The organism is Helicobacter pylori, assembly GCF_017594925.1.
In the GTDB taxonomy this organism is placed as follows: domain Bacteria; phylum Campylobacterota; class Campylobacteria; order Campylobacterales; family Helicobacteraceae; genus Helicobacter; species Helicobacter pylori_DP.
Window position 1 is genome coordinate 1 of the sequence record NZ_JAALNT010000010.1, and the last position, 22,962, is coordinate 22,962.

Consider the following 22,962-nt stretch of genomic DNA (forward strand, 5'->3'; position numbering starts at 1 on the left):
GTGCTAAATTTAGGTTTTTTAGCATCTTTTTTGTCGTTTTGAGCCACGACTAATTCTGTGCTAAATTTAGGTTTTTTAGCATCTTTTTTGTCGTTTTGAGCCACGACTAATTCTGTGCTAAATTTAGGTTTTTTGGCGTCTTTTTTATCTTTGTGAGCCACTAATTGAGAGCTTAACTCAGGTTTTTTAGCGTCTTTTTTATCTTTGTGAGCCACTAATTGAGAGCTTAACTCAGGTTTTTTAGCGTCTTTTTTATCTTTGTGAGCGTATGCAGAACTCACTGCCAAAACTGATAATAAAACACCTGTCAAGATTTGCTTTTTCATACGAAACTCCTTGTGATGATCTTAAAAGCGAGAGAATTATATTTCTCAAAAGTAAACGAATAGAAACCAATCAAATTTTTGATTGGTTTGGTGGTTTTGCTACCCTAAAAAAACTATAATACAAAAAACTTGATAAATTATCTTTGGTTTTAGAAAGTTTGACAAAAATTAAGATTGCGGTTATACTGAAAAAACAATATGAAATCAAGGAGTTTGTATGCAACAGCGTCATTTAGGCCCTTTAAAAGTGAGCACATTAGCTCTAGGGTGCATGGGCATGACTTATGGGTATGGGGAAGTCCATGATAAAAAGCAGATGGTTAAACTTATCCATAAGGCTTTGGAATTGGGTATTAACTTTTTTGACACTGCAGAGGCTTATGGGGAAGATAATGAAAAGCTTTTAGGCGAAGCGATCAAGCCTTTTAAAGACAAGGTTGTGGTAGCGAGCAAGTTTGGGATTCACTACGCAGATCCTAATGACAAATACGCAACCATGTTTTTAGACTCCAGTCCTAACCGCATTAAGAGCGCCATTGAAGGGAGTTTGAAGCGCTTAAAAGTAGAATGCATTGATTTATACTACCAACACCGCATGGATACTAACACGCCCATAGAAGAAGTGGCAGAAGTTATGCAAGCTCTTATTAAAGAAGGAAAAATTAAAGCTTGGGGGATGAGTGAGGCAGGGTTATCTAGCATCCAAAAAGCCCATCAAATTTGCCCTTTAAGCGCGTTGCAGAGCGAATATTCCTTGTGGTGGCGCGAACCTGAAAAAGAGATTTTAGGTTTTTTAGAAAAAGAAAAAATTGGATTTGTCGCTTTTTCGCCTTTGGGTAAGGGGTTTTTAGGCGCGAAATTTGAAAAAAATGCCACCTTCGCTAGTGGGGATTTTAGAAGCGTTTCTCCTAGGTTTAATCAAGAAAATCTAGCCAAAAATTACGTCTTGGTGGAATTAATCCAAGATCATGCACACGCTAAAGGCGTTACACCAGCCCAACTGGCTCTCTCATGGATTTTGCACACGCAAAAAATCATTGTCCCTCTCTTTGGCACCACCAAAGAATCCAGGCTCATAGAAAATATAGGGGCTTTGCAGGTTTCTTGGAGTCAAAAAGAATTGGAGATTTTCCAAAAAGAATTGACTGCAATCAAAATAGAAGGGGCCCGCTACCCTGAAAGAATCAATGAAATGGTGAATCAATAAAAGTATTGGGTATTTATAATTGCATTGGCTCTTTTAAAAGAGATTGAGCGTTATTTTCTGTTTATCAGTGTGTTTTTATCCCCCTAACAAACTTTTTAAGGTATTTTAACAAGGCTTTGTTTTAATAAAAAATTGATTATAAAAATTTGAAAAATACCAAAAAGCGTTTTTTAAGATTGAATACAAAAGAGCTTGTCGTTAGTCAAGCAAAATTTCTTGTAAGGCGGTCTATGAATTAGGGGATTTTTAAAGAGCATTGCTACAAAACACCCCCCTAACCCCTTAAGAAAACGAATTCCACCATGAAATAAAATCTAAAACGATTAAACGAAGCAACCAAAACCCCATTTTTAAAAATCAAAAAGTTTTAGTTACCCCTATTTGACAAGAATAGAGCGAAAAATCAATTTCATAAGCAAACTAAAAACGAAAAAAGATAGCTAAAGGGATAAAAAGGGAGGATAAACCCACTCAAAAAGTCTTTTTAAACCCAAAAGAGAAAAAATTTAAACAGCACCTATAACACCCCCTAAAAATAAGAGAGCGTTATTACAAAATCAGCCCTTACGCTTTTCTACAATTTCCTTAGCGATATTGCTAGGCACTTCGCCATAATGATCAAACTCCATAGAGTAAGTCCCACGCCCTTGAGTGGCTGATCGTAAATCCGTAGAATAGCCAAACATTTCCACCAACGGCACAAAAGCATTCACGATTTTCAAACCTAATCTATCGTCCATAGAATTGATTTGCCCTCTTCTTCTATTCAAATCGCCAATCACATCGCCCATGTATTCTTCAGGGACTTCCACTTCCACTTTCATCATAGGCTCTAGTAAAACCGGGTTAGCCGCGCGACTCGCTTCTTTAAACGCCATAGAGCCAGCGATTTTAAACGCCATTTCTGAAGAATCCACATCATGGTAGCTCCCATCATAAAGGGTAACCTTAAAATCCACCACCGGATAGCCTGCCAAAACGCCATTTTGCATCGCTTCTTGGATACCTTTATCCACCGCAGGGATATATTCTTTAGGGATCACGCCCCCAGAAATTTCATTCACAAATTCATACCCACTGCCAGGCTCTTTAGGCTCAAGCTTGATAAACACATGCCCGTATTGCCCACGACCACCGCTTTGCTTAGCGTATTTATGTTCTTTGCTCACGCTGGAACGGATAGTCTCTCTAAAAGCGACTTGCGGCTGACCGATTTCAGCTTCCACCTTAAATTCTCTCTTCAATCTATCCACGATGATTTCTAGGTGCAATTCACCCATGCCACCGATGAGGGTTTGCCCGGTTTCTTCTTGAGTCATCACCCTAAAGCTTGGATCTTCTTCAGCGAGCTTGCCTAACGCCACGCCCATTTTTTCTTGGTCTGCTTTCGTTTTAGGCTCCACAGCGATATGAATGACTGGCTCAGGAAATTCCATCCTCTCTAAAACGACCGCATTCTTTTCATCGCAAAGCGTGTCCCCAGTTAGCGTGTCTTTTAAGCCCACAAACGCACAAATCTCACCCGCATAAACTTCTTTAATGTCTTCCCTCTTATTGGAGTGCATTTTAAGGAGTCTTCCCACGCGCTCTTTCTTGTCTTTGGTGGAGTTATATACATAGCTACCGGACTCTAGCTTGCCACGATACACGCGCACAAAAGTCAATTGCCCCACAAAAGGATCCGTCATGATTTTAAACGCCAAACCGGCAAACTCGCCATCATCGCTAGACTTCACAAAAACTTCTTCTTCGCTCTTTGGATCAATCCCCTTAATATCCACAACCTCTGTGGGCGCTGGCAAGTAATCAATGACTGCGTCTAATAAAGTCTGCACGCCTTTATTTTTAAAAGAAGAACCACAAAGCATAGGGATAAGGCTCATGTTCAAACAACCTGTTTTAATGCCTTTTTTGATTTCTTCAACGCTTAATTCCTCACCACCCAAATACTTTTCCATTAAGGCTTCATCTTGCTCAGCTACGGCTTCTACAAGCTTTTCTCGGTATTGTTTAGCCTTTTCTAACAAATCGCTAGGGATTTCTTCCACATCGTATTTGGCCCCCATGGTTTCATTATTCCAAACGATCGCTTTCATTTGGACTAAATCAATCACGCCAATGAAAGTGTCTTCAGCCCCAATAGGGATATTAATAGGCACAGGATTAGCTTTCAAGCGAAGCTTAATCTGGTTTTCTACATTATAGAAATTCGCCCCAATCCTATCCATTTTATTGACAAAAACAATCCTAGGCACGCCGTATTTATTCGCTTGACGCCACACAGTCTCGCTTTGAGGCTGCACGCCCCCAACCGAGCAAAACACCGAAACCGCGCCATCTAGCACGCGCATGGATCGTTCCACTTCAATAGTGAAATCCACATGCCCTGGGGTGTCAATCAAATTGATTTGGTGATCCTTCCAAAAGCAAGTCGTTGCCGCAGAAGTGATAGTGATCCCTCTTTCTTTTTCTTGCTCCATCCAATCCATTGTCGCCGCGCCATCATGCACTTCGCCAATCTTATGACTCACGCCTGTATAGAATAAAATCCTTTCAGAAGTGGTGGTTTTCCCAGCATCAATGTGAGCGGCGATACCGATATTCCTGATCCTATTTAATGGGGTTTTTCTAGCCATTCTAACTCCAATTACCAGCGATAGTGCGCGAACGCTTTATTCGCTTCTGCCATTTTATGCACATCTTCTTTTTTCTTAAAAGCCGCACCCTTATCGCTAGCCGCATCCATAAGCTCGTTAGCCAGTCTATCCACCATCATCCTTTCATTGCGTTTTCTGGTCGCTTCTAAAATCCAACGAATAGATAGCGACTGCTGGCGGCTCGCCCTCACTTCTACCGGCACTTGATAGGTAGCCCCACCCACTCTTCTGCTGCGCACTTCCACTAAAGGACGCACTCTTTCTAGGGCTTTTTCAAACACTTCAATCCCTTTTTCACCGCTTTTTTCTTCAATCTTATTAAAAGCTTTGTAGATGATTTTTTCCGCTACGCTTTTCTTGCCGTCGAACATCATCTTATTGATAAACTTGGTAACCACCTTGTTCCCATAAACAGGATCGCCCAAAACCTCCCTAACGGGTGCTTTTCTTCTTCTCATGTTTTTATTTTCCTCTTATTTTTTCTTGTTGTCTGTTGCTTTCTTGTCGGTTGCTTTAGCTTTTTTAGTCCCATATTTAGAGCGTGAAACCGTTCTTTTATTGACCCCTGCAGTGTCTAAAGCGCCACGAACGATGTGGTATTTCACACCGGGTAAATCCTTAACCCTACCCCCACGCACTAACACAATGGAGTGTTCTTGCAAGTTATGCCCTTCACCAGGGATATAACTGATCACTTCAAATTTACTTGTCAAACGGACCTTAGCGACCTTTCTTAAAGCCGAGTTAGGCTTTTTAGGGGTAGTCGTATAAACCCTAGTACAAACCCCTCTTCTTTGAGGGCATTCCACTAATGCAGGTGATTTCGTTTTTTTAACCACCTTTTTCCTTTCTTTTCTAATCAACTGATTGATAGTAGGCACTATTTTTCCTTATTCTAAAAATTTAAAACTAAAAGTTCCCCCATTTTACCCTAATTTTTCTTTTAAAAATCTTAACCGATTTTTTATATCAAAATTTAGAGTTATCCTCAAGCGCTCTTAACACGATTTTTTTATTCTTATACATGCCCGTTCCCACAGGGATCATCCTCCCCAACACCACATTCTCTTTCAAATCCTCTAAAAAGTCTTTTTTCATCGCAATACTGGCTTCTGTTAAAACTTTAGTCGTTTCTTGAAAAGAGGCCGCTGAAATGATGCTATCGCTCCCAATAGCCGCTCTGGTGATCCCTAAAAGCACCGGTTCAGCAATCGCCGGCTCGCCTTTTAAAGCGATCACACGAGCGTTTTCTTCTTTGAAGAGTTTTTTACTGACCAAATCCCCTTCAATAAACTTGCTATCCCCGCTGTCTAAAATACGCACTTGCCTTAACATTTGAGACACAATGATTTCAATGTGTTTGTCCGCAATGCTTACCCCCTGCCTGCGATACACTTGCTGGACTTCGCTCACAATGTATTTATAAAGCTCTTTTTCGCCGCTGATCCTTAAAATATCATGGCTTGAAACCACTCCGTCCGTCATCGCTTCTCCCGCATGCACAAATTCATCGGCATGCACTAAAATTTGCTTGCCCTTATCCACAAAATAATCTGTGAGACGACCATCTTTGGAAGTTACGATGATGTGTTCTTTATTACGGATAGATTTGCCAAAACTCACAATCCCATCAACCTCAGAAAGGATCGCCACATCTTTAGGTTTAGGCTTTCTCGCTTCAAAGAGTTCAGAAACCCTTGGGAGACCCCCGGTAATATCCCTGGATTTAACGGTCGCTTTAGGGATTTTCGCTAACACTTCAGCCTGCTCCACGCTAGAGCCATCGCTAATGGCAATAGAAGTTTTTGGCTCTAGGAAATAACGCACTTCTTCGCCATTAGCCCCCTCTAAAAACAAACTTGGTTTGTACCCGCTTGGAACGTAATCATTCACCACTAGGCTTGTGATACCGGTATTTTCGTCTTCTTTCTCAGCGACCGTAACCCCTGCGATAATATCCACAAAACTCACCTTACCCTTAAAGTCCGCAATGATAGGGGTGTTGTAAGGATCCCATGTGGCGATCGTTTTGAAAGTGTTAGTCGTGGGTTTAGAAATCACGCTATTAGCGCTCACTTCACTATTATCATCAATTAAAATCTCAGAACCCCTAGCGATATAATGGCGAGCGGCTTCCCTGCCATTATCATCAGCTACTACCGCAAACAAGCCTTTTTCGCTCACAATATCACCCTTTTTGATCCCATGGGTGCGCTCTAAATGGTTAGCCTCTAAAACATAGTATTTGATCACGCCTTTTTCTTTGGCATACACATCTTGTGCGATAGGGTCATTATCTTTAACCAGCAATTCGCTCGCATAAGGGATGCGATTAGGCACATTCCAACCCTCTTGGATAATATCAGCGATACTTCCCCCCTTATGCACCTTATGCCCATTAGCATAAGGCAAATACACTTTCCCTTCAATCTTACCGCCAACGCCGGCTAATTCGCTTGGCTTGACAATATCGCTTCTCCTTAAAACAAATTTAGCTTCTTGATCGCCATTTTTCACGCTCACAACGACTTCTTCATAGACCGTTTCAATGCGTAATTCCCCATCAAAAGGCGCTTTAATCTTAGGTTCTACCACTAAAATAGAAGCGTTACGGCGGTTGGCGATAATGTTTTTACCCTCTTTATTCGTGTAAGTCCTAAGGTTGTAGAAACGCACAAAACCTTCTTTGCTCGCCACGATCTCACGCTCATCCTGACTCCTGCTCGCTGTCCCGCCCACATGGAAAGTCCTTAAAGTGAGCTGCGTTCCAGGCTCCCCGATAGATTGTGCGGCTACCACGCCCACCGCTTCACCCGGATAGCTCATCTTGCCTTCGCCTAAATTCAAGCCATAGCATTTCGCGCACACGCCCTTTGGCGCTTTACAAGTTACTGGGGTGCGGATCGTAATGGATTTAATCCCAGCTTCAACCACCTTTTTAGCGCCCTCTTCATCAATCAAAGTGTCCGCATAAAGCAAAATTTCATTCGTAATGGGATCGATCACATCTTCTAATAAAACGCGCCCAAAAATACGCTCTTCTAAAGGTTCAATCAATTCACTCCCCACCGCAATATCCGTGATTTCAATCCCTTCATGCGTGCCGCAATCATCAGACACCACCTTAACATTTTGCGAAACATCAATGAGCTTTCTTGTCAAATACCCCGCATTGGCGGTTTTTAGTGCCGTATCCGCTAAGCCCTTTCTAGCGCCATGCGTAGAGTTAAAGTATTCTAAGACATTCAACCCCTCTTTAAAGTTAGAAATAATGGGCGTTTCAATGATACTGCCATCCGGCTTTGTCATAAGACCCCTCATCGCTGAGAGCTGACGGATTTGCGCCGCACTACCCCTTGCGCCGCTATCTGCCATCATGTAAATAGAGTTAAAGCCCTCTTTATCTTGTGCGATAGCGGTCATCATTTCTTTACTCATTCTGTCATTGACTTCAGTCCAAGTGTCAATGATTTTATTGTAACGCTCTTGGTCAGTAAGCAACCCTTGATCGTATTGTTGCTGGATTTTTTTAACCTCTACTTTGGCTTTTTCCACCATTTTTTGCTTGTCTTTTGGCGTGATAATATCTTCCATAGAGATAGAAATACCAGCCTTAGTCGCATACCTAAAGCCAAGCGTTTTCAAATGATCCAAAAAGGTTGCAGTAATGCCGATACCGCCGACTTTATGCACATAATCCACAAGCATGCCAATATCTTTTTTATTCATGGGTCTGTTCCACAAATCCGTAGGGATAAAATCAGGCAAAATGGACTTAATGATCATGCGCCCCGCGCTCGTAGCGATAATATTCCCTTGATCTAAAACCCTAATCTTTGCGTGGATGTCTAATTCTTTCGTATCAATAGCGGTGATGATTTCATTCACGCTAGAAAAAAGCTTATGCTCGCCCTTGACCCCACTCTTTTCTAAAGAAAGATAATAAAGCCCTAAAACCATATCCTGGCTAGGAATGGCTACGGCTTTACCGCTAGCGGGTAAAAGGATATTCATAGAGCTTAGCATGAGCACCTTGCATTCAGCGATCGCTTCTTGGCTTAAAGGCACATGCACCGCCATTTGGTCCCCGTCAAAATCGGCGTTAAACGCTGAGCACACTAACGGGTGCAATTGGATCGCTTTGCCGTCAATCAGCTTTGGATGGAACGCCTGAATGGATTGTTTGTGCAAGGTAGGAGCCCGGTTGAGCAGCACCGGATACCCCTCTGTGATTTCTTGCAAGCACTCCCACACTTCATTGCTCTTTTGTTCAATCATGCGTTTAGCTTGTTTGAGCGTGGTGGCATAACCTCTCTCTTCAAGCTTGGATAACAAATGCGGTTTGAATAACTCTAACGCCATGTTTTTAGGCAACCCGCATTCATCCATTTTAAGGTTAGGCCCCACCACAATCACGCTTCTGCCTGAAAAATCCACGCGCTTGCCTAAAAGGTTTTGCCTGAAACGCCCTTGCTTGCCTTTAATGATCTCGCTGAGCGATTTTAAAGGGCGTTTGTTAGCCCCTTTAACCGCATTGGTGCTGCGGCCGTTATCAAAAAGCACATCCACAGCTTCTTGCAACATCCTTTTTTCGTTGCGCACAATGATTTCTGGCGCCCCAAGCTCCATTAAGCGTTTCAAGCGTTGGTTACGATTGATGACACGACGATACAATTCATTCACATCGCTGACCGCAAACTTCCCGCCATCTAGCGCGACTAAAGGCCTTAAATCCGGTGGCAATACCGGTAAAACCGTGAGCATCATCCATTCAGGCCTGTTACCAGAATTTAAAAAGCTTTCTACCACTTTCAAACGCTTAATGAGTTTTTTCTTTTTCGCATCAGAATTGGTGTCTTTCACTTCTTCTTTCAAACTCTGCAATAAGGTGATCAAATCAATTTCTTCTAACAAATCCTTGATCGCTTCGCCGCCCATTTGCGCTACAAAGCCCCTGTCTTCGTATCTTCGTGAGATATTTTGATACTGCTCTTCATTCAAAATATCGTATTTCATCACAAGCTTAGTGCCTTCATTGTCATAAGCGGCTTCGCCTGGCTCTTTAACGATATAAGCTTCATAATACAACACGCGCTCTAAATCTTTCATCTTAACGCCCAAAAGCGTGCCGATACGGCTAGGCAAGGAATTGACATACCAGATGTGCGCTACAGGAGTGGCCAATTCAATATGCCCCATTCTAAAACGCCTGACTTTGGAGTGCGTGATCGCCACGCCGCATTTTTCGCATGTACCAATGTCTTTGAAGCGAGGCTTTTTGTATTTACCGCACAAGCATTCATAATCTTTAGTAGGGCCAAAGATTTTCATGCAAAACAAGCCGTCTCGTTCGGGTTTTAAGGTGCGATAATTGATCGTTTCTGGCTTTTTAACTTCCCCATAGCTCCAAGAATGGATTTTTTCAGGGCTGGCTAGCGTGAGCTGGAAAGAGCTAAAGTCTTTAGGCCTGTCATCTTCTTTAATGACAATGGGTTTAGGCGCTCCATCTTCATCCACATCGTCCCCAAAAATATTAATATCCAAAGCGAGCGATTGCAATTCTTTAGTCAAAACATAGAAAGTCTCAGGGATTTCGCTCTCGCCCACTTGCTCACCTTTAGCGATAGCCCTATAAGCGTTCTCTCTGCCTCTAATATCATCAGATTTAATGGTGAGCATTTCTTTTAGAGTGTGTGCTGCGCCATAAGCTTCTAGCGCCCATACTTCCATTTCCCCAAACCTTTGACCCCCAAAGAGCGCTTTACCCCCAACAGGCTGGTGCGTTACTAAGCTATAAGGGCCTGTGCTTCTGGCATGGACTTTTTCATCCACTAAGTGGTGGAGTTTGATCATATACATGTAGCCCACATTCACGCGCTCCCTCATTTTCTCGCCTGTGCGCCCATCATACAGATCCATTTTGCCATCCATAGCGATCTTGGCTAATTCAAACAGCTTGTAAAATTTTTCTTGCGAGATGCCTTCAAACACAGGGATAGCCATCTTAACGCCCTTGCTCCAATCTTTAGCGTATTCCAAAAGCTCTTCATCAGAGCAATTTTCAAGGACATGGATTGTCAAGGGGTCTTTTTCATTAATGGCGTTAGCGATTTCTAGCATTTTAGCGCGCAATTCTTTGGCAAAATCTCTGGTTTTATCCTCTAGCATGCTAGCGATTTGTTTCCCAAATTCTTTCCCCACTAAGCCTAAATGCATTTCTAAAATCTGCCCGATATTCATGCGGCTTGGCACGCCTAAAGGGTTTAAGACAATATCTACAGGCTCGCCATCAGCGGTATAAGGCATATCCGCAACCGGCACGATATTAGACACAATCCCTTTATTCCCATGCCTTCCTGCCATTTTATCGCCCACTTTAAGCTTCCGTTTTGTAGCGATATAGAGCTTGACTTTTTTGATCACGCCATTAGGCAAAATATCATCTTTTTCTAAAATAGAAAGCTTTTCTTCATGCTCTTCACCCAAAACTTTCTTTTGCTCTAAGAAATTATTTTTAGTGATTTCATAGTGGTTTTGCACTTCTTTAGAATACTTTTTGACCAAACTAGCCAAAGTGAAGCGGTTGATTGAAGCGATTTCTTCTTTGGGGATTTGATCGCCTTCTTTATAATCCTTACCATTATGGCTGAAAGGCTCTTCTAAAATCGCTTGAGAAAGGAGCGAACTAACGCGCAACAATTCTTCTCTATTGAGCATGGTCAAGCGGTCAAAATGCTCCATATCAAGCTTGGCTTTTTCTTCTTCATACGCGCTCAAAACCCGCGCGTCTTTCTCATAGCCTTTTTTAGTGAAAACTTTCACACCAATCACCGTGCCTTCCAAACTGGGGGGACAATACAAACTCTTATTGACCACATGACCGGCTTTATCCCCAAAAATAGCCCTTAAGAGCCGCTCTTCAGGCGTGCTTTTAATCTCGCCTTTAGGAGAAGTCTTGCCCACTAAAATCATGCCAGCGCTCACATAAGTGCCGACTTTAACGATCCCGCTTTCATCAAGATGAGCGAGCGCTTCTTCTTTCACATCAGGAATATCAGCGGTAAATTCTTCCACGCCATGCTTAAGCTCCCTAGCGTCCACTTCTTTTTCATAAATGTGGGTGGAAGTGAAAATATCATCTTTAGTGATGCGCTCACTCACCACGATCGCGTCTTCAAAGTTATAGCCATTCCAAGGCATGAACGCCACGTGCACATTTTTCCCTAACGCTAACTCGCCTCTGTCCATGCTAGGGCCATCAGCGATGATTTGCCCGGCTTCCACTTTATCGCCCACTTTAACGATAGGGACTTGATTGAAACTAGTGTTTTGGTTGGTACGCAAGTTTTTTTGCAAAGAATACGCATCAATATAGGCTTCTTCTTTGCCTTCGCCTAAAATGTAAATGTTTTTAGAATCAATTTTTTCTACAACGCCTGCGCGATTAGCCTTGATCGCTCCCCAAGAATCCCTAGCGATAATTTTTTCAATCCCTGTGCCTACAATGGGAGCGTCGCTTCTTAACAAAGGCACGGCTTGGCGCTGCATGTTAGTCCCCATTAAAGCGCGGTTGGCGTCATCATGCTCTAAGAAAGGAATGAGCGATGCGGCGACCCCTACTAGCATGCTAGAGCTTAAATCCATTAAGGTTACTTTGCTTTTTTCGTTTAAAACAATCTCGCCTTCCACGCGCGTTTCAATCAAATCGCCTAAAATATTACCCTCTTCATCAATGGGGGTGCTTGCGGGAGCGATGATGTGGCTGTCTTCTTGAATAGCGGTCAAATAAATCGTCTCGCCCACCACTTTGCCATCCACAACCTTTTTATAAGGGGCTTCAATAAAGCCTAAATCATTCACTCTTGTGAAAGTGGAAAGGGTGTTGATCAAACCGATATTTTGACCTTCTGGGGTTTCAATGGGACAGATTCGGCCATAATGCGTGGGGTGCACATCCCTGGCTTCAAATCCTACCCTATCTTTCACCAATCCCCCTTCACCGAGCGCTGAAAGGCGGCGCTTGTGCGTAACTTCACTCAAAGGGTTGGTTTGATCCATGAATTGCGAGAGCTGACCGCCCATGAAAAATTCCATGATGGTGCTGGTGATCATTTTAGAATTAACCAAGTCATGGGGCATGAGCGAATCAAAAGCCCCGCTCATGGTAGTGAGCTTGTCTTTAATGGTCTTTTGCATTTTCACTAAGCCTGAATGCAATTCATTGGCCAACAATTCCCCTACCGCCCTGATCCTACGATTGCCCAAGTGGTCCCTGTCATCAATCTTGCCCTGATTGTTTTTGATTTTCATGAGATATTTAACGGTAGTGATAATATCTTCATGCGTTAAAGTCGTGATGTAATCAGGCACATGCAAGCCTAACTTGTGATTCATTTTCATGCGCCCCACCATGGTCAAATCATAGCGTTCTGGATCAAAGAAAAGTTTTTTGACAAACTGCTTAGCCACTTCAGTCGTAACGGGATCGCCTGGTTTCATAACCTTATGGATACGAATCGCCGCTAGAGCGTTTTCATCATCAATTTTTTCCGTTTGCTTGAGCAATTTCAAAGACTCATAATCGGCCAAAAAAGAATGGATAATGGAAGCGTCATGCCCTAACGCTAGATCGTTGATGATCACAAATTCTTGCACGCCTAAATCGTGGATTTTTTCTAATTTGTTTTTATCTAGCTGAGTGAGCATGTCCAATAAGACTTCTTTCCCCACCATAACAGGCTCAGCTAAATGACGATTGAGTAAAATATCCATAGGGTATTCCACCCATTCTAGATGGTTTTCTTTAAGCTCTTTAATCTTTCTTGAAGTGAGCTTTTTTCCTGCTAAAAGAATAACCTTGCCTTGAGGATCTTTCAAGTCAAATTCCATTCTTTGATTGGCGTCTAATGAAGCAAATGGGATCAAATATTTATCGTTTTCATAACGCACTTTCACAAGCGGGTAGAACATTTTAATAATGTCTTGTTTTTGATAATCCATCGCCCTAAATAAAATAGTAACAGGCACTTTACGGCGTTTGTTGATACGAGCATACAAAACATCTTTAGAATCGTATTCAAAATACAGCCACGAACCCCTATCAGGGATGATTTGCCCTGTGTAAATGAGCTTGTTTAAAGAAGTGCTAGATTCTTCTTCTTTAAAAATCACACCGGGGCTTCTGTGGAGCTGATTGACGACCACGCGCTCCACCCCATTGATAATAAATGAAGTGCGTTCTGTCATCAAAGGGATCTCACGAATGAAAATGCTTTGCTCTTTAATATCCTTAATGCCGTTCTTTTCGCCACTTTTGGTGTCTTTTTCCCACAAGATCAAGCGCACTTTAATTTTGAGAGGGATAGAGTAGGTAATGCCCCTCTCCATCGCTTCTCTAACAGTGTATTTAGACTTGCCAAATTCGCAACCTGCGTATTCTAAAGTGATGCGGTTATGCTCATCTTGGATAGGGAAAATGGATTTAAAAACCTTTTCAATCCCGCTCTCTTTGCCATCTTTGGAATACAAGAAAGAATCATAGCTGTCTCGTTGTAATAATAATAAATTAGGGACTTCTAAATCTGTCGGGGTTTTTGTAAAATCAGCTCTCAAGCGGTTTTTTAGGGGAATTTTTTTTGACATATTTCAAGCCTTTGATCAAAAATTTTGAGTTATTTAATGCATTAATTCAAGTAAGCATTGCAAAAGGATCTTTAAAACTTAGAACCATCCATGATAAAAATACCAAAACCCACCTGCAATACTAACCACTTTAGGCCACACGCTCACAAACAAAATCATGGAGCAAAATCATCTGCCACGCTAGAGCAGAGAAAGGCGCAAAGGCCTTTCTGTTTTTAAGTCTTACTTGACTTCAACCTTAGCGCCTACTTCTTCAAGTTTCTTCTTGATGGTTTCAGCTTCTTCTTTATTCACGCCTTCTTTAAGCACATGAGGGGTTTTTTCGGTAGCATCTTTAGCTTCTTTCAGGCCAAGTCCGGTAATTTCACGAACCACTTTAATCACCTTGATTTTTTCAGCACCGCTATCAGCCAAAATCACATTAAATTCGGTTTTTTCTTCGCTCTCAGCCGCTGCACCGCCAGCTACAGCCGCACCCGCTACGACCGTTGGAGTCGCGCTCACGCCAAATTTTTCCTCAAACATTTTAACCAATTCAGAAAGCTCTAAAACGCTCAATGAACCAATATACTCTAACACTTCTTCTTTTGAAATTGCCATAATCCAATCCTTCAAATTTTTTTAAATTAAAGCCATCATAGGCTCTTAGTTTTCTTCTTTCGCTTTACGCAAATTGTCTAAACCGGTCACAAAATAACGCACCGGAGCCGTCCAAACAGAAAGCAACATTCCCATAAGCTCTTCTTTGCTTGGGAGTTTTGAAACCGCTTCCACATGAGCTACGCTAACGCTTTCTTTATCAAACAAGCCCGCTTTCAACACAAAGTGATCTTTATGCTCTTTTTGGAAGTCAAACACGAGTTTAGAGAGAGCGATTTGATCACCGCCCCACAAAAACACATTGGTTTCTTTCAAATCCAAATCAGAATAGCCAGCCTCTTTCATGGCAATATGAGCGAGAGTGTTCTTAATCACTTGCACTTTAATGCCTTGATTGCGAGCCTTATTCCTTAAAGCTTCCAACTTTTTCACGCTAAGACCCTTATAATCGCAAATTAAAAGGGCTTTGGCATCTGCAAATTGCGATTTTAAGTTAGCGACTAGCTCTACTTTATGCTGCCTTTGATGTTGTTTTTGCATCTTTTCCTCCTTTCTAGACTAGACCTCTGCAAGATTATCTTTTTAAAAAAGAAATTTTAAGCTTTTTAGCTCTTACGATCTTCAGCCTAAGATTAAAAACTCCTAACGCTATTTAATATCCATCAATTCCTGTGCGTCCAAACTCACTGAAGGCGACATGGTGAGTGAAAGAGCGGCGTTTCTAATATACTTGCCTTTCGCACTACTGGGTTTTAGGCGGTTGATCGTTTTAACCAACTCAAGCATGTTTTCTTTGATTTTTTCTTCAGGAAAACTCACCTTACCAATAGGGGCATGAACATTGCCCTTTTTATCCACCCTGAAATTCACTTGACCGCTTTTAGCGTTAGTAACCGCTTTAGCAATATCCATCGTAACGGTTCCGGTTTTAGGGTTTGGCATCAAACCTTTAGGGCCTAAAATCCTACCCACTTTACCGACAACCGCCATCATATCAGGCGTTGCAATCACCATGTCAAAATCAATACGACCATTTTTGATTTCTTCAGCCAAATCGTCTCCGCCAACGACATCAGCCCCGGCGTTTTTGGCTTCATCTTGCTTAATGTCTTTTGCAAAAACGGCCACTCTTACTTTTTTCCCTGTTCCATGAGGAAGCACCACCGCACCGCGCACCATTTGATCCGCATGCCTTGGATCAACCCCTAGCCTTAACGCTACTTCCACGGTTTCATCAAATTTGGCTGAAGCGAGGGATTTAACCACCTCTACGCCCTGCTCTACGCCATACGCTTTATCGTTTTGAATTTTAGAAAAAAGTTTTTCCAATCTTTTAAATACTTTTTTTGCCACGATTCTAATCCTTAAAAATTTCTTTCAATTCCAACAAAACCCAATCAATCCACAACTTCTACGCCCATGCTCCTAGCGCTGCCCATAACGATTTTTTTAGCCGCTTCCATGGTGCTTGTGTTTAAATCTTCCATTTTCAATTGCGCGATTTCTTCTACTTGCTTGTGGGTGAGCTTTGCAATTTTATTTTTGAGTGGGTTGTCAGAACCTTTTTCAACCCCAGAAGCTTTTTTGATCAAATCCGTTACCGGAGGCTTTTTAGTGATAAAGGTAAAACTCTTATCTTGATAAACCGTGATAATGACCGGGATATTAAAACTCCCCATGTCTTTAGTTCTCTCATTAAAAGCCTTACAAAATTCCATGATATTAACCCCTCTTTGACCCAACGCTGGCCCTACGGGAGGTGAAGGGTTTGCCTTACCGGCAGGGATTTGAAGCTTGATTTCTCCGACTACTTTTTTAGCCATGTTTTCTCCTTAAAGTTATATAATTTTTTCCACTTGCGAATGCAAAATCTCTATTGGAGTGTTCCTACCAAAAATAGAAACATTGAGCTTGAGCTTGCGGTGTTCCACATCATACTCTTCCACCGTAGCGGTAAAGTTCGCAAAAGGGCCTTCCACCACGCGCACCACTTCGCCTTGCTCAAAAAAGATTTTGGGCTTGGGGGCCGCTCGGTTATTCATTTTTTCTAAAATATGCCCAATATCCGCTTCACTCAATGGGGTTGGCTTTTTATTTTCTCCAATAAAACGGCTCACTCTTGGCAAAGATTGTATCTTATGCCACAAAACCGTATCCAAATCCACCTTAATAAAAACATACCCAGGATAAAGGCTTCGTTCCGTTACTTTCGTCTTGCTTTTTTTAGAAACCTCTATAATATCTTCAGTAGGCACAATGATCTCTTGTATCCTATCTCTTATATTATGATCGTTCGCTAGATTCTCAATCGCTTTCTTAACGGACTGCTCGCTCCCTGAATAAGTTTGTATAGCATACCAATCCATCATTATTCTCCTTATTTAAAGCCACCAACCTATAGAACACTAGAGATAAAAGCCCCCAGAGAAAAATCCAACAAAGCTAAAAACAGCGTGATAGCACTCACCACCACCAAAACAGAAACAAGCGCGTTGCGTATCTGCTCCTTAATAGGAAATATCACTTTAGAAAGCTCTTCTCTAGCTAACTTATATTGCATGAGCCATTTATCCATAGTTTCTTTTCGCCCTCACTTAAACTTAATACATTTATACATTAAAAGAATTTTCAATTTTATCCAAAATAGCTTAAACTAAAATTAAAAAATTCAAAAACAATCCAATTGAAACACAAATTTGATAGAATAAATTAGTAGATGGCAGGCCAGGAGGGACTCGAACCCCCAACAACCGGTTTTGGAGACCGACGCTCTACCATTGGAGCTACTGACCTAACCTCCCCTCCTTTTAAATCACAACACAAAAGAAAGAACTAGCTCTTCAATTTGATTTCTTTATGAAGAGTGTGTTTGTTTTCCCTTGGGCAGAACTTCTTAAGCTCCAGTTTTTCAGTGTTAGTTTTAGCGTTCTTGGTTGTGCTGTAATTGATGTCTTCACAATCAGAACACTTCAACCCTATTTTAACTTTCATAATGACCCTTTATGGTAACTCTTTTTGCTAATATTATTCAATAATATTGCTCACAACACCAGCACCAACGGTCCTACCGCCTTCACGAATCGCAAATTTAGTTCCCAACTCTAACGCAACAGGGCTAATCAATTCTACAGTGATTTTCACATTATCGCCAGGCATAACCATTTCTACGCCTTCAGGAAGGGTGATAGAGCCAGTCACATCAGTTGTGCGCACATAGAATTGCGGGCGGTAGTTGGTGAAAAATGGAGTGTGTCTCCCACCTTCTTCTTTAGAAAGGACATAAATTTCTCCCTCAAATTTCTTGTGCGGAGTGATAGAACCTGGTTTGCATAGAACCATACCGCGTTCTACTTCTTCTTTTTTAGTTCCTCTCAAAAGCACGCCCACATTATCGCCGGCTTCACCTTTTTCCAACTCTTTCCTAAACATTTCTACACCGGTTACAGTCGTTTTTTGTGTAGGTCTGATACCAACGATTTCCACTTCATCGCCTACTTTCACCACGCCTCTTTCAATCCTACCTGTAACCACAGTCCCTCTACCCGCAATAGAGAACACATCTTCAACCGGCATCAAGAAAGTTTTTTCAGTGTCTCTTTCCGGAGTAGGGATATAGGCATCCACTTCAGCCATAAGTTTAAGCACTTTTTCACCCCATTCACCCACATTACCAGCCTTTGCTTCTTCTAAAGCTCTTAAAGCTGAACCCGCTATGATAGGAGTGTCATCGCCAGGGAATTCATACGCGCTCAACAATTCGCGCACTTCCATTTCCACAAGCTCTAACAATTCTTGGTCATCTACCATGTCTTGTTTGTTTAAGAAAACAACGATGTGAGGCACGCCTACTTGACGAGACAATAAGATATGCTCTCTGGTTTGAGGCATAGGACCATCAGCTGCAGAAACAACCAAAATCGCTCCGTCCATTTGCGCCGCACCGGTGATCATGTTTTTTACATAGTCAGCATGTCCTGGGCAATCCACATGCGCATAGTGTCTGTTTTCAGTTTCATATTCAATGTGAGAAGTAGCGATAGTGATCCCTCTTTCTTTTTCTTCAGGGGCGTTATCAATATTGTCATAGTCTTTCATTTCTGCAAGACCTTTCAAAGAAAGCACCGCTGAAATCGCTGCACTCAAAGTCGTTTTACCATGGTCTACATGCCCAATGGTTCCAATATTAACATGCGGCTTAGTTCTATTAAACTTTTCTTTTGCCATTTGTATTTCTCCTTAATTTTTTGAAATGGATTTTAGAATTATACTAAACAAAATCCTAAGTATTCCTAAATGCTACTACAAAATTTAAGACATTTTTGTCTTATCGCCATTCAAGAGATTATAAACTGGAGCCTATAAGCGGAATTGAACCGCCGACCTCTTCCTTACCAAGGAAGTGCTCTGCCTCTGAGCTATATAGGCGTCTCAAAAACTAAAACGTTATCCTAAAAATGGAGCGGGAAACGGGACTCGAACCCGCGACCCTCAGCTTGGAAGGCTGATGCTCTAGCCAACTGAGCTATTCCCGCATCTAAAAAAACAAAATGGTGGTGAGACGTGGATTCGAACCACGGAAGACATAGTCAGCAGATTTACAGTCTGCCCTCGTTGGCCACTTGAGTATCTCACCAAAAACTTTACAAAATAACATTTTAACTGGAGCTGGCTAAGGGACTTGAACCCCCGACCTGCTGCTTACAAGGCAGCTGCTCTACCAACTGAGCTAAGCCAGCAACTAAAATAATCAAAGACTTGGGATTATAGCAGTTTTATACTTGACTTGTCAAGAAATGATGACAGAAAGCTAAATTATTCGTATGGCACAGAGCATGGTTAAAATTTAGCTATAATCTAGCTCAATTTGGCTTAACACAGCTCAAAGCTTATTACATATAAAAGAATTTATGGACACTTAAATTATGGCGAAAAAAAAACATAAAATTTCTACTTTAAAATACTTTTTGCGCTCTTTAAAGCAAATCTACATGCTCATCACTTTCAAGGAAAAAATGGTTTTTTTCCTGCTTGTGCTGATGGCGGTTTTTTCTTCTTTTGTGGAAGTGATGTCTCTAACCCTCCTAATGCCTTTTATCACTCTCGCTTCCGATCCTAATAGGGCTTTAGACGATAAAGACTGGAAAATGGTCTATGATTTTTTCCATTTTTCATCTCCCGTTCGCCTTATGTATTTCTTTAGTTTTTGCTTGGTGGGGATTTATTTGTTCAGGATGTTTTATGGGGTGTCTTTCACTTATTTGAAAGGGCGTTTTTCCAATAAGAAAGCTTATCAAATCAAGCAACAACTTTTTTTACAGCACATTAAAAGCAACTACCTCTCCCACCTTAACCACAACTTGGATTCTTTAAGAGACATTATCAATAATAAAGCGGACGGCATGTTTATGAGCTTTAACGCTTTTTTGAATCTACTCACTGAATTAACCGTGATCGTTTTTTTCTATTCCACGCTATTAATCACTAACTGGAAGTTAACGCTTGTATTCACTCTAATCATCTCTATACAAATTTTTATCATCACTAAAAAAATCACCATTCTTATTCAAAAAAAGGGCGAGATAGCGGCAAAATCTAGGGCGCAAACGCTTAAAGTTTTTTCAAAATTTTTCAGCAATTTCAAAATCACTAAACTCAAAGACAACCACGAAGAAGCCCACAAGCTTTTTGGAGAAAATAGCCGTAAAGCCCATGACACCGAGATCATTCACGCCACTTTACAAGTGGTCCCCAGGTATTCATTAGAAACGGTGGGCTTTAGCTTGTTGATTTTAGCTGTCGCTTACATCTTATTCAAATACGGCGAAGCTAAAATGGTGCTCCCTACCATTTCTATGTATGCTCTAGCGCTTTATCGCACACTCCCTTCTGTTACTGGCGTTTTGAATCAGTATAATGAAATCGCTTACAACCAGCTTGCGACTAACATTGTTTTTAAAAGCCTTACTAAAACCATCGTTGAAGAGGATTTAGTCCCTTTAGACTTTAATAAAAAAATCACTCTCCAAAACATCTCATTCGCTTATAAGTCAAAACACCCGGTTTTAAAGAATTTTAACCTCACCATTCAAAAAGGTCAAAAAGTCGCTCTCATAGGCCATAGCGGGTGCGGGAAATCCACGCTGGCGGATATTATTATGGGGCTTACCTACCCTAAAAGTGGGGAAATTTTTATTGACAACACCCTTTTAACCAACGAAAACAGGCGCTCATGGCGTAAAAAAATAGGCTATATCCCCCAAAATATTTACCTTTTTGATGGCACTGTGGGGGATAATATCGCTTTTGGGAGCGCTATAGATGAAAAACGCTTGATTAAGGTGTGCAAAATGGCTCATATTTATGATTTTTTATGCGAGCATGAGGGACTTAAAACCCAAGTGGGCGAAGGGGGCGCTAAGCTTAGCGGCGGTCAAAAACAGCGCATAGGCATTGCAAGAGCCTTATACGATAACCCTGAAATTTTGGTTTTAGATGAAGCCACTTCAGCCCTAGACAATGAAACCGAGAGTAAAATCATGGATGAAATCTATCAAATCGCTAAAAATAAAACCCTAATCGTTATCGCCCACCGCTTAAGCACGATTGAACGCTGTGAAGTCATCATTGACATGAGCCAACACAAAGACAATCTCGGCTAAAGCTGGCTTTACTCTTTTATAAAGTTTTGTAAATCAAACCCTTTAAAGCTCTCCAAATACTTCCCTTGATAGCCGTTTTGACCCACTAAATTTTTCAAAACCTTGCTGTTGTAACCCAAAAACGCCACTTTATTAGCTTGAGCGCTTTCATAGTCATTGACGCTATCGCCTATCATTAGCATGCGGCTTGGGTTATAGGCGTATTTTTGAATGATATTAGCGATAATCTTGGGTTTATTGGGCGGACTCCCTTCAACGCTCTTAAAATACTTAATGATCCCTAAAAACTCGCACAACACTTGCAATTCGCTATGCAAGGCCGCTGAAGCGATATGGAAAATATAATTTTTATAATGCTTATCAATAAACGCCATCACTTCGCTATTCAAATGCTCCCTATCAAAAAGCTTTTGCTCTATAATAGTGCCAAATTCTAGGGCTAATCTATCCACTTCTTCTTGAGCGATAGGGGTTTTTAAAATCTCGTTATAAAAATATTGGATTTTTTCATTCCTTGAAATCCCCCCACTTTGATAATGATAAACTTCAAATTGCTTCAAACTCTCTTGATTCTTGTTGCCATGCTTTTGAAACAACGCCTTAAACCCTTCATATTTTAAATGCATGCTGTCAAAAATCACGCCATCAAAATCCCATAAAACCACTTCAAGTGCCATGATTTCCCCTTTTTTATAGGCTTATTTTGGTTTCATTTTACCTTATTCAAGCGATATTTAAGCGATTATTTTTATCATTATTGGAGTATCTTGGATTGGTTTTAATCAAATACCGCCCGCTAAAGCCTTATTTAAAAACTCTAACGCTCTTTAGACTTTTAACTTAAAGCTCGTTTTTAAAGGTTGGGCTATTTTGACTCTTATTTGATAAGAATATGCAAACACTCTTTGGTGTGCGCGGCTTTGTGGGTGCGTTTGTTATCCGCTTTAAAACGCATGTAGGTTTTGGTCATTAAGGAGTAAGCGCCGTATTTTTTTAAAATATTTCCAATCTCTATCTCGCTCATAAGCCCTTCATTGTTATAGCTTAAAAAAATATATTTGAATCGTGCTTTTTTGATCAAGTTTTCAAAAGCGTTTAAGATTTGAGAACGAGAGCAAAAAGAGGATTTCTGATAACTGGGCAAGCCGGTTTTGCCTTTTGGAGCAAAGGGCGTATAAGCAGCAATCGTGTTTAATAAATGATAATTCGCCCCGTATTGCCTCGCATTATAAGGGGGGTCTAAATACAAAATATCCCCTGAAATCTTTCCAATCAACTCGCTAGCGTCTTGCTGATACACTTCATTAGTGCTTAAACTCACATCAAAATGAGCACCTTTTAAGATGAGTTCTTTTTGAGCGCTTTTTTTAAGGCGTTTTAAAAAAGCCCCATAAACTGAAGCGGTGTTAGCCACCTTGTCCGCGCTCTCTAATAGCGATGCGAGCAAAAAATAATACGCGCAATTATCAATGTTTTGAGAAAGTTTAAGCTCTTCAATTTTTAAACGCACCGCATCAATTTTTTGAGCGTTTGTTTCGCTAAAATACTGCCTTGAACTCCCCCCTAAAGAATAATGCGAATAAATAAAACCCTTTTTTAAAGCAACGCTATTGAGCCCATTAATAAGCTCTTCTTGATTAGGGATTTCTTGAATGTTGCCGATATAATTTTGATTCAAAACAAAGCTATAATATTCCAAATCATTAGAAATAACCTTATTGACGGCTTTTTTAAACGCACGCCCCACAATGCCCGTCCCAGCGAACAGATCACAAAAAATCGTGCCAGAGAGATCATTGCCCGCAACCGCATGGATATTTTCCTTAATAAAGGGAATGAGCTTGTATTTAGAGCCGATGTAGTTCATTACA

Annotated in this window: 17 protein-coding genes and 5 tRNA genes; 2 read left to right on the forward strand and 20 right to left on the reverse strand. The window is 41.2% G+C overall.

The window, feature by feature from the left end:
• The coding region (locus G6069_RS04735; protein WP_197293543.1) for a flagellar protein at positions 1-326 on the reverse strand (326 nt) is incomplete at its 3' end.
• A gap of 217 nt (positions 327-543) precedes the next feature.
• Between G6069_RS04735 and G6069_RS04740 the strand changes: the two genes are divergently transcribed.
• Positions 544-1,533, forward strand: a complete 990-nt coding sequence (locus G6069_RS04740) for an aldo/keto reductase (RefSeq protein WP_197293544.1) — start codon at positions 544-546, stop codon at positions 1,531-1,533.
• 557 nt (positions 1,534-2,090) lie between these two features.
• Here the strand turns inward: G6069_RS04740 and fusA are convergent.
• The 17 genes from fusA to G6069_RS04825 all read right to left on the reverse strand — a co-directional run bounded on the left by fusA (position 2,091) and on the right by G6069_RS04825 (position 19,168).
• Positions 2,091-4,169 carry an elongation factor G gene (fusA, locus tag G6069_RS04745; RefSeq protein WP_079369656.1) on the reverse strand — a complete coding sequence of 693 codons (2,079 nt, stop codon included), beginning with the start codon at positions 4,167-4,169 and terminating at the stop codon, positions 2,091-2,093.
• A gap of 11 nt (positions 4,170-4,180) precedes the next feature.
• Positions 4,181-4,648, reverse strand: a complete 468-nt coding sequence (rpsG, locus tag G6069_RS04750; RefSeq protein ID WP_001254357.1) for a 30S ribosomal protein S7 — start codon at positions 4,646-4,648, stop codon at positions 4,181-4,183.
• A 15-nt stretch (positions 4,649-4,663) separates the two neighbouring features.
• Positions 4,664-5,071 (reverse strand): 30S ribosomal protein S12, encoded by a 408-nt coding sequence (rpsL, locus tag G6069_RS04755; RefSeq protein WP_001142321.1) that lies wholly within the window; start codon positions 5,069-5,071, stop codon positions 4,664-4,666.
• 88 nt (positions 5,072-5,159) lie between these two features.
• Positions 5,160-13,832, reverse strand: a complete 8,673-nt coding sequence (locus G6069_RS04760) for a DNA-directed RNA polymerase subunit beta/beta' (RefSeq protein WP_197293545.1) — start codon at positions 13,830-13,832, stop codon at positions 5,160-5,162.
• A 222-nt stretch (positions 13,833-14,054) separates the two neighbouring features.
• Complete coding sequence (gene rplL, locus G6069_RS04765; RefSeq protein WP_001018228.1) at positions 14,055-14,432, reverse strand: 50S ribosomal protein L7/L12; 378 nt, start codon at positions 14,430-14,432, stop codon at positions 14,055-14,057.
• Positions 14,433-14,477: 45 nt separating this feature from the next.
• Entirely contained in the window at positions 14,478-14,972 is a 495-nt protein-coding gene (gene rplJ, locus G6069_RS04770) for a 50S ribosomal protein L10 (RefSeq protein WP_050852588.1), read from the reverse strand.
• Between the two features lie 108 nt (positions 14,973-15,080).
• On the reverse strand, positions 15,081-15,785 hold the full coding sequence (gene rplA, locus G6069_RS04775) for a 50S ribosomal protein L1 (protein ID WP_120899220.1): 705 nt from the start codon (positions 15,783-15,785) through the stop codon (positions 15,081-15,083).
• 44 nt (positions 15,786-15,829) lie between these two features.
• Positions 15,830-16,255 carry a 50S ribosomal protein L11 gene (gene rplK, locus G6069_RS04780; RefSeq protein ID WP_001085997.1) on the reverse strand — a complete coding sequence of 142 codons (426 nt, stop codon included), beginning with the start codon at positions 16,253-16,255 and terminating at the stop codon, positions 15,830-15,832.
• 15 nt (positions 16,256-16,270) lie between these two features.
• Positions 16,271-16,798 (reverse strand): transcription termination/antitermination protein NusG, encoded by a 528-nt coding sequence (nusG, locus tag G6069_RS04785; RefSeq protein ID WP_001846772.1) that lies wholly within the window; start codon positions 16,796-16,798, stop codon positions 16,271-16,273.
• Positions 16,799-16,827: 29 nt separating this feature from the next.
• On the reverse strand, positions 16,828-17,007 hold the full coding sequence (gene secE / locus G6069_RS04790) for a preprotein translocase subunit SecE (RefSeq protein ID WP_000362123.1): 180 nt from the start codon (positions 17,005-17,007) through the stop codon (positions 16,828-16,830).
• A gap of 142 nt (positions 17,008-17,149) precedes the next feature.
• Positions 17,150-17,225, reverse strand: a tRNA-Trp gene (locus G6069_RS04795).
• Between the two features lie 39 nt (positions 17,226-17,264).
• Positions 17,265-17,423 (reverse strand): 50S ribosomal protein L33, encoded by a 159-nt coding sequence (gene rpmG / locus G6069_RS04800; RefSeq protein WP_000865159.1) that lies wholly within the window; start codon positions 17,421-17,423, stop codon positions 17,265-17,267.
• A 33-nt stretch (positions 17,424-17,456) separates the two neighbouring features.
• Positions 17,457-18,656, reverse strand: coding sequence for an elongation factor Tu (tuf, locus tag G6069_RS04805; protein ID WP_001040574.1), 1,200 nt, complete (start codon positions 18,654-18,656; stop codon positions 17,457-17,459).
• Positions 18,657-18,782: 126 nt separating this feature from the next.
• Positions 18,783-18,857, reverse strand: a tRNA-Thr gene (locus tag G6069_RS04810).
• A gap of 30 nt (positions 18,858-18,887) precedes the next feature.
• Positions 18,888-18,964 (reverse strand) — tRNA-Gly (locus G6069_RS04815).
• Between the two features lie 16 nt (positions 18,965-18,980).
• A tRNA-Tyr gene (locus G6069_RS04820) sits at positions 18,981-19,065 on the reverse strand.
• 27 nt (positions 19,066-19,092) lie between these two features.
• Positions 19,093-19,168: transfer RNA gene (locus G6069_RS04825), tRNA-Thr, on the reverse strand.
• A gap of 186 nt (positions 19,169-19,354) precedes the next feature.
• Between G6069_RS04825 and G6069_RS04830 the strand changes: the two genes are divergently transcribed.
• Positions 19,355-21,091, forward strand: a complete 1,737-nt coding sequence (locus G6069_RS04830; protein WP_197293546.1) for an ABC transporter ATP-binding protein/permease — start codon at positions 19,355-19,357, stop codon at positions 21,089-21,091.
• An 8-nt stretch (positions 21,092-21,099) separates the two neighbouring features.
• On the opposite strand, the gene G6069_RS04835 is transcribed toward G6069_RS04830, so the two are convergent.
• Both G6069_RS04835 and G6069_RS04840 read right to left on the reverse strand, forming a co-directional pair.
• Positions 21,100-21,768, reverse strand: coding sequence for an HAD family hydrolase (locus G6069_RS04835; RefSeq protein WP_197293547.1), 669 nt, complete (start codon positions 21,766-21,768; stop codon positions 21,100-21,102).
• 200 nt (positions 21,769-21,968) lie between these two features.
• On the reverse strand, positions 21,969-22,958 hold the full coding sequence (locus G6069_RS04840; protein ID WP_197293548.1) for a DNA adenine methylase: 990 nt from the start codon (positions 22,956-22,958) through the stop codon (positions 21,969-21,971).
• Positions 22,959-22,962: the final 4 nt, after the last annotated feature.

Bases quoted from the DNA above. Each gene is read 5' to 3' on its own strand.
- G6069_RS04740 (WP_197293544.1), top strand. From the start codon at position 544: ATGCAACAGCGTCATTTAGGCCCTTTAAAAGTGAGCACATTAGCTCTA.
- fusA (WP_079369656.1), bottom strand. From the start codon at position 4,169: ATGGCTAGAAAAACCCCATTAAATAGGATCAGGAATATCGGTATCGCC.
- rpsG (WP_001254357.1), bottom strand. From the start codon at position 4,648: ATGAGAAGAAGAAAAGCACCCGTTAGGGAGGTTTTGGGCGATCCTGTT.
- G6069_RS04760 (WP_197293545.1), bottom strand. From the start codon at position 13,832: ATGTCAAAAAAAATTCCCCTAAAAAACCGCTTGAGAGCTGATTTTACA.
- rplL (WP_001018228.1), bottom strand. From the start codon at position 14,432: ATGGCAATTTCAAAAGAAGAAGTGTTAGAGTATATTGGTTCATTGAGC.
- rplJ (WP_050852588.1), bottom strand. From the start codon at position 14,972: ATGCAAAAACAACATCAAAGGCAGCATAAAGTAGAGCTAGTCGCTAAC.
- rplK (WP_001085997.1), bottom strand. From the start codon at position 16,255: ATGGCTAAAAAAGTAGTCGGAGAAATCAAGCTTCAAATCCCTGCCGGT.
- nusG (WP_001846772.1), bottom strand. From the start codon at position 16,798: ATGGATTGGTATGCTATACAAACTTATTCAGGGAGCGAGCAGTCCGTT.
- secE (WP_000362123.1), bottom strand. From the start codon at position 17,007: ATGGATAAATGGCTCATGCAATATAAGTTAGCTAGAGAAGAGCTTTCT.
- rpmG (WP_000865159.1), bottom strand. From the start codon at position 17,423: ATGAAAGTTAAAATAGGGTTGAAGTGTTCTGATTGTGAAGACATCAAT.
- tuf (WP_001040574.1), bottom strand. From the start codon at position 18,656: ATGGCAAAAGAAAAGTTTAATAGAACTAAGCCGCATGTTAATATTGGA.
- G6069_RS04830 (WP_197293546.1), top strand. From the start codon at position 19,355: ATGGCGAAAAAAAAACATAAAATTTCTACTTTAAAATACTTTTTGCGC.
- G6069_RS04835 (WP_197293547.1), bottom strand. From the start codon at position 21,768: ATGGCACTTGAAGTGGTTTTATGGGATTTTGATGGCGTGATTTTTGAC.
- G6069_RS04840 (WP_197293548.1), bottom strand. From the start codon at position 22,958: ATGAACTACATCGGCTCTAAATACAAGCTCATTCCCTTTATTAAGGAA.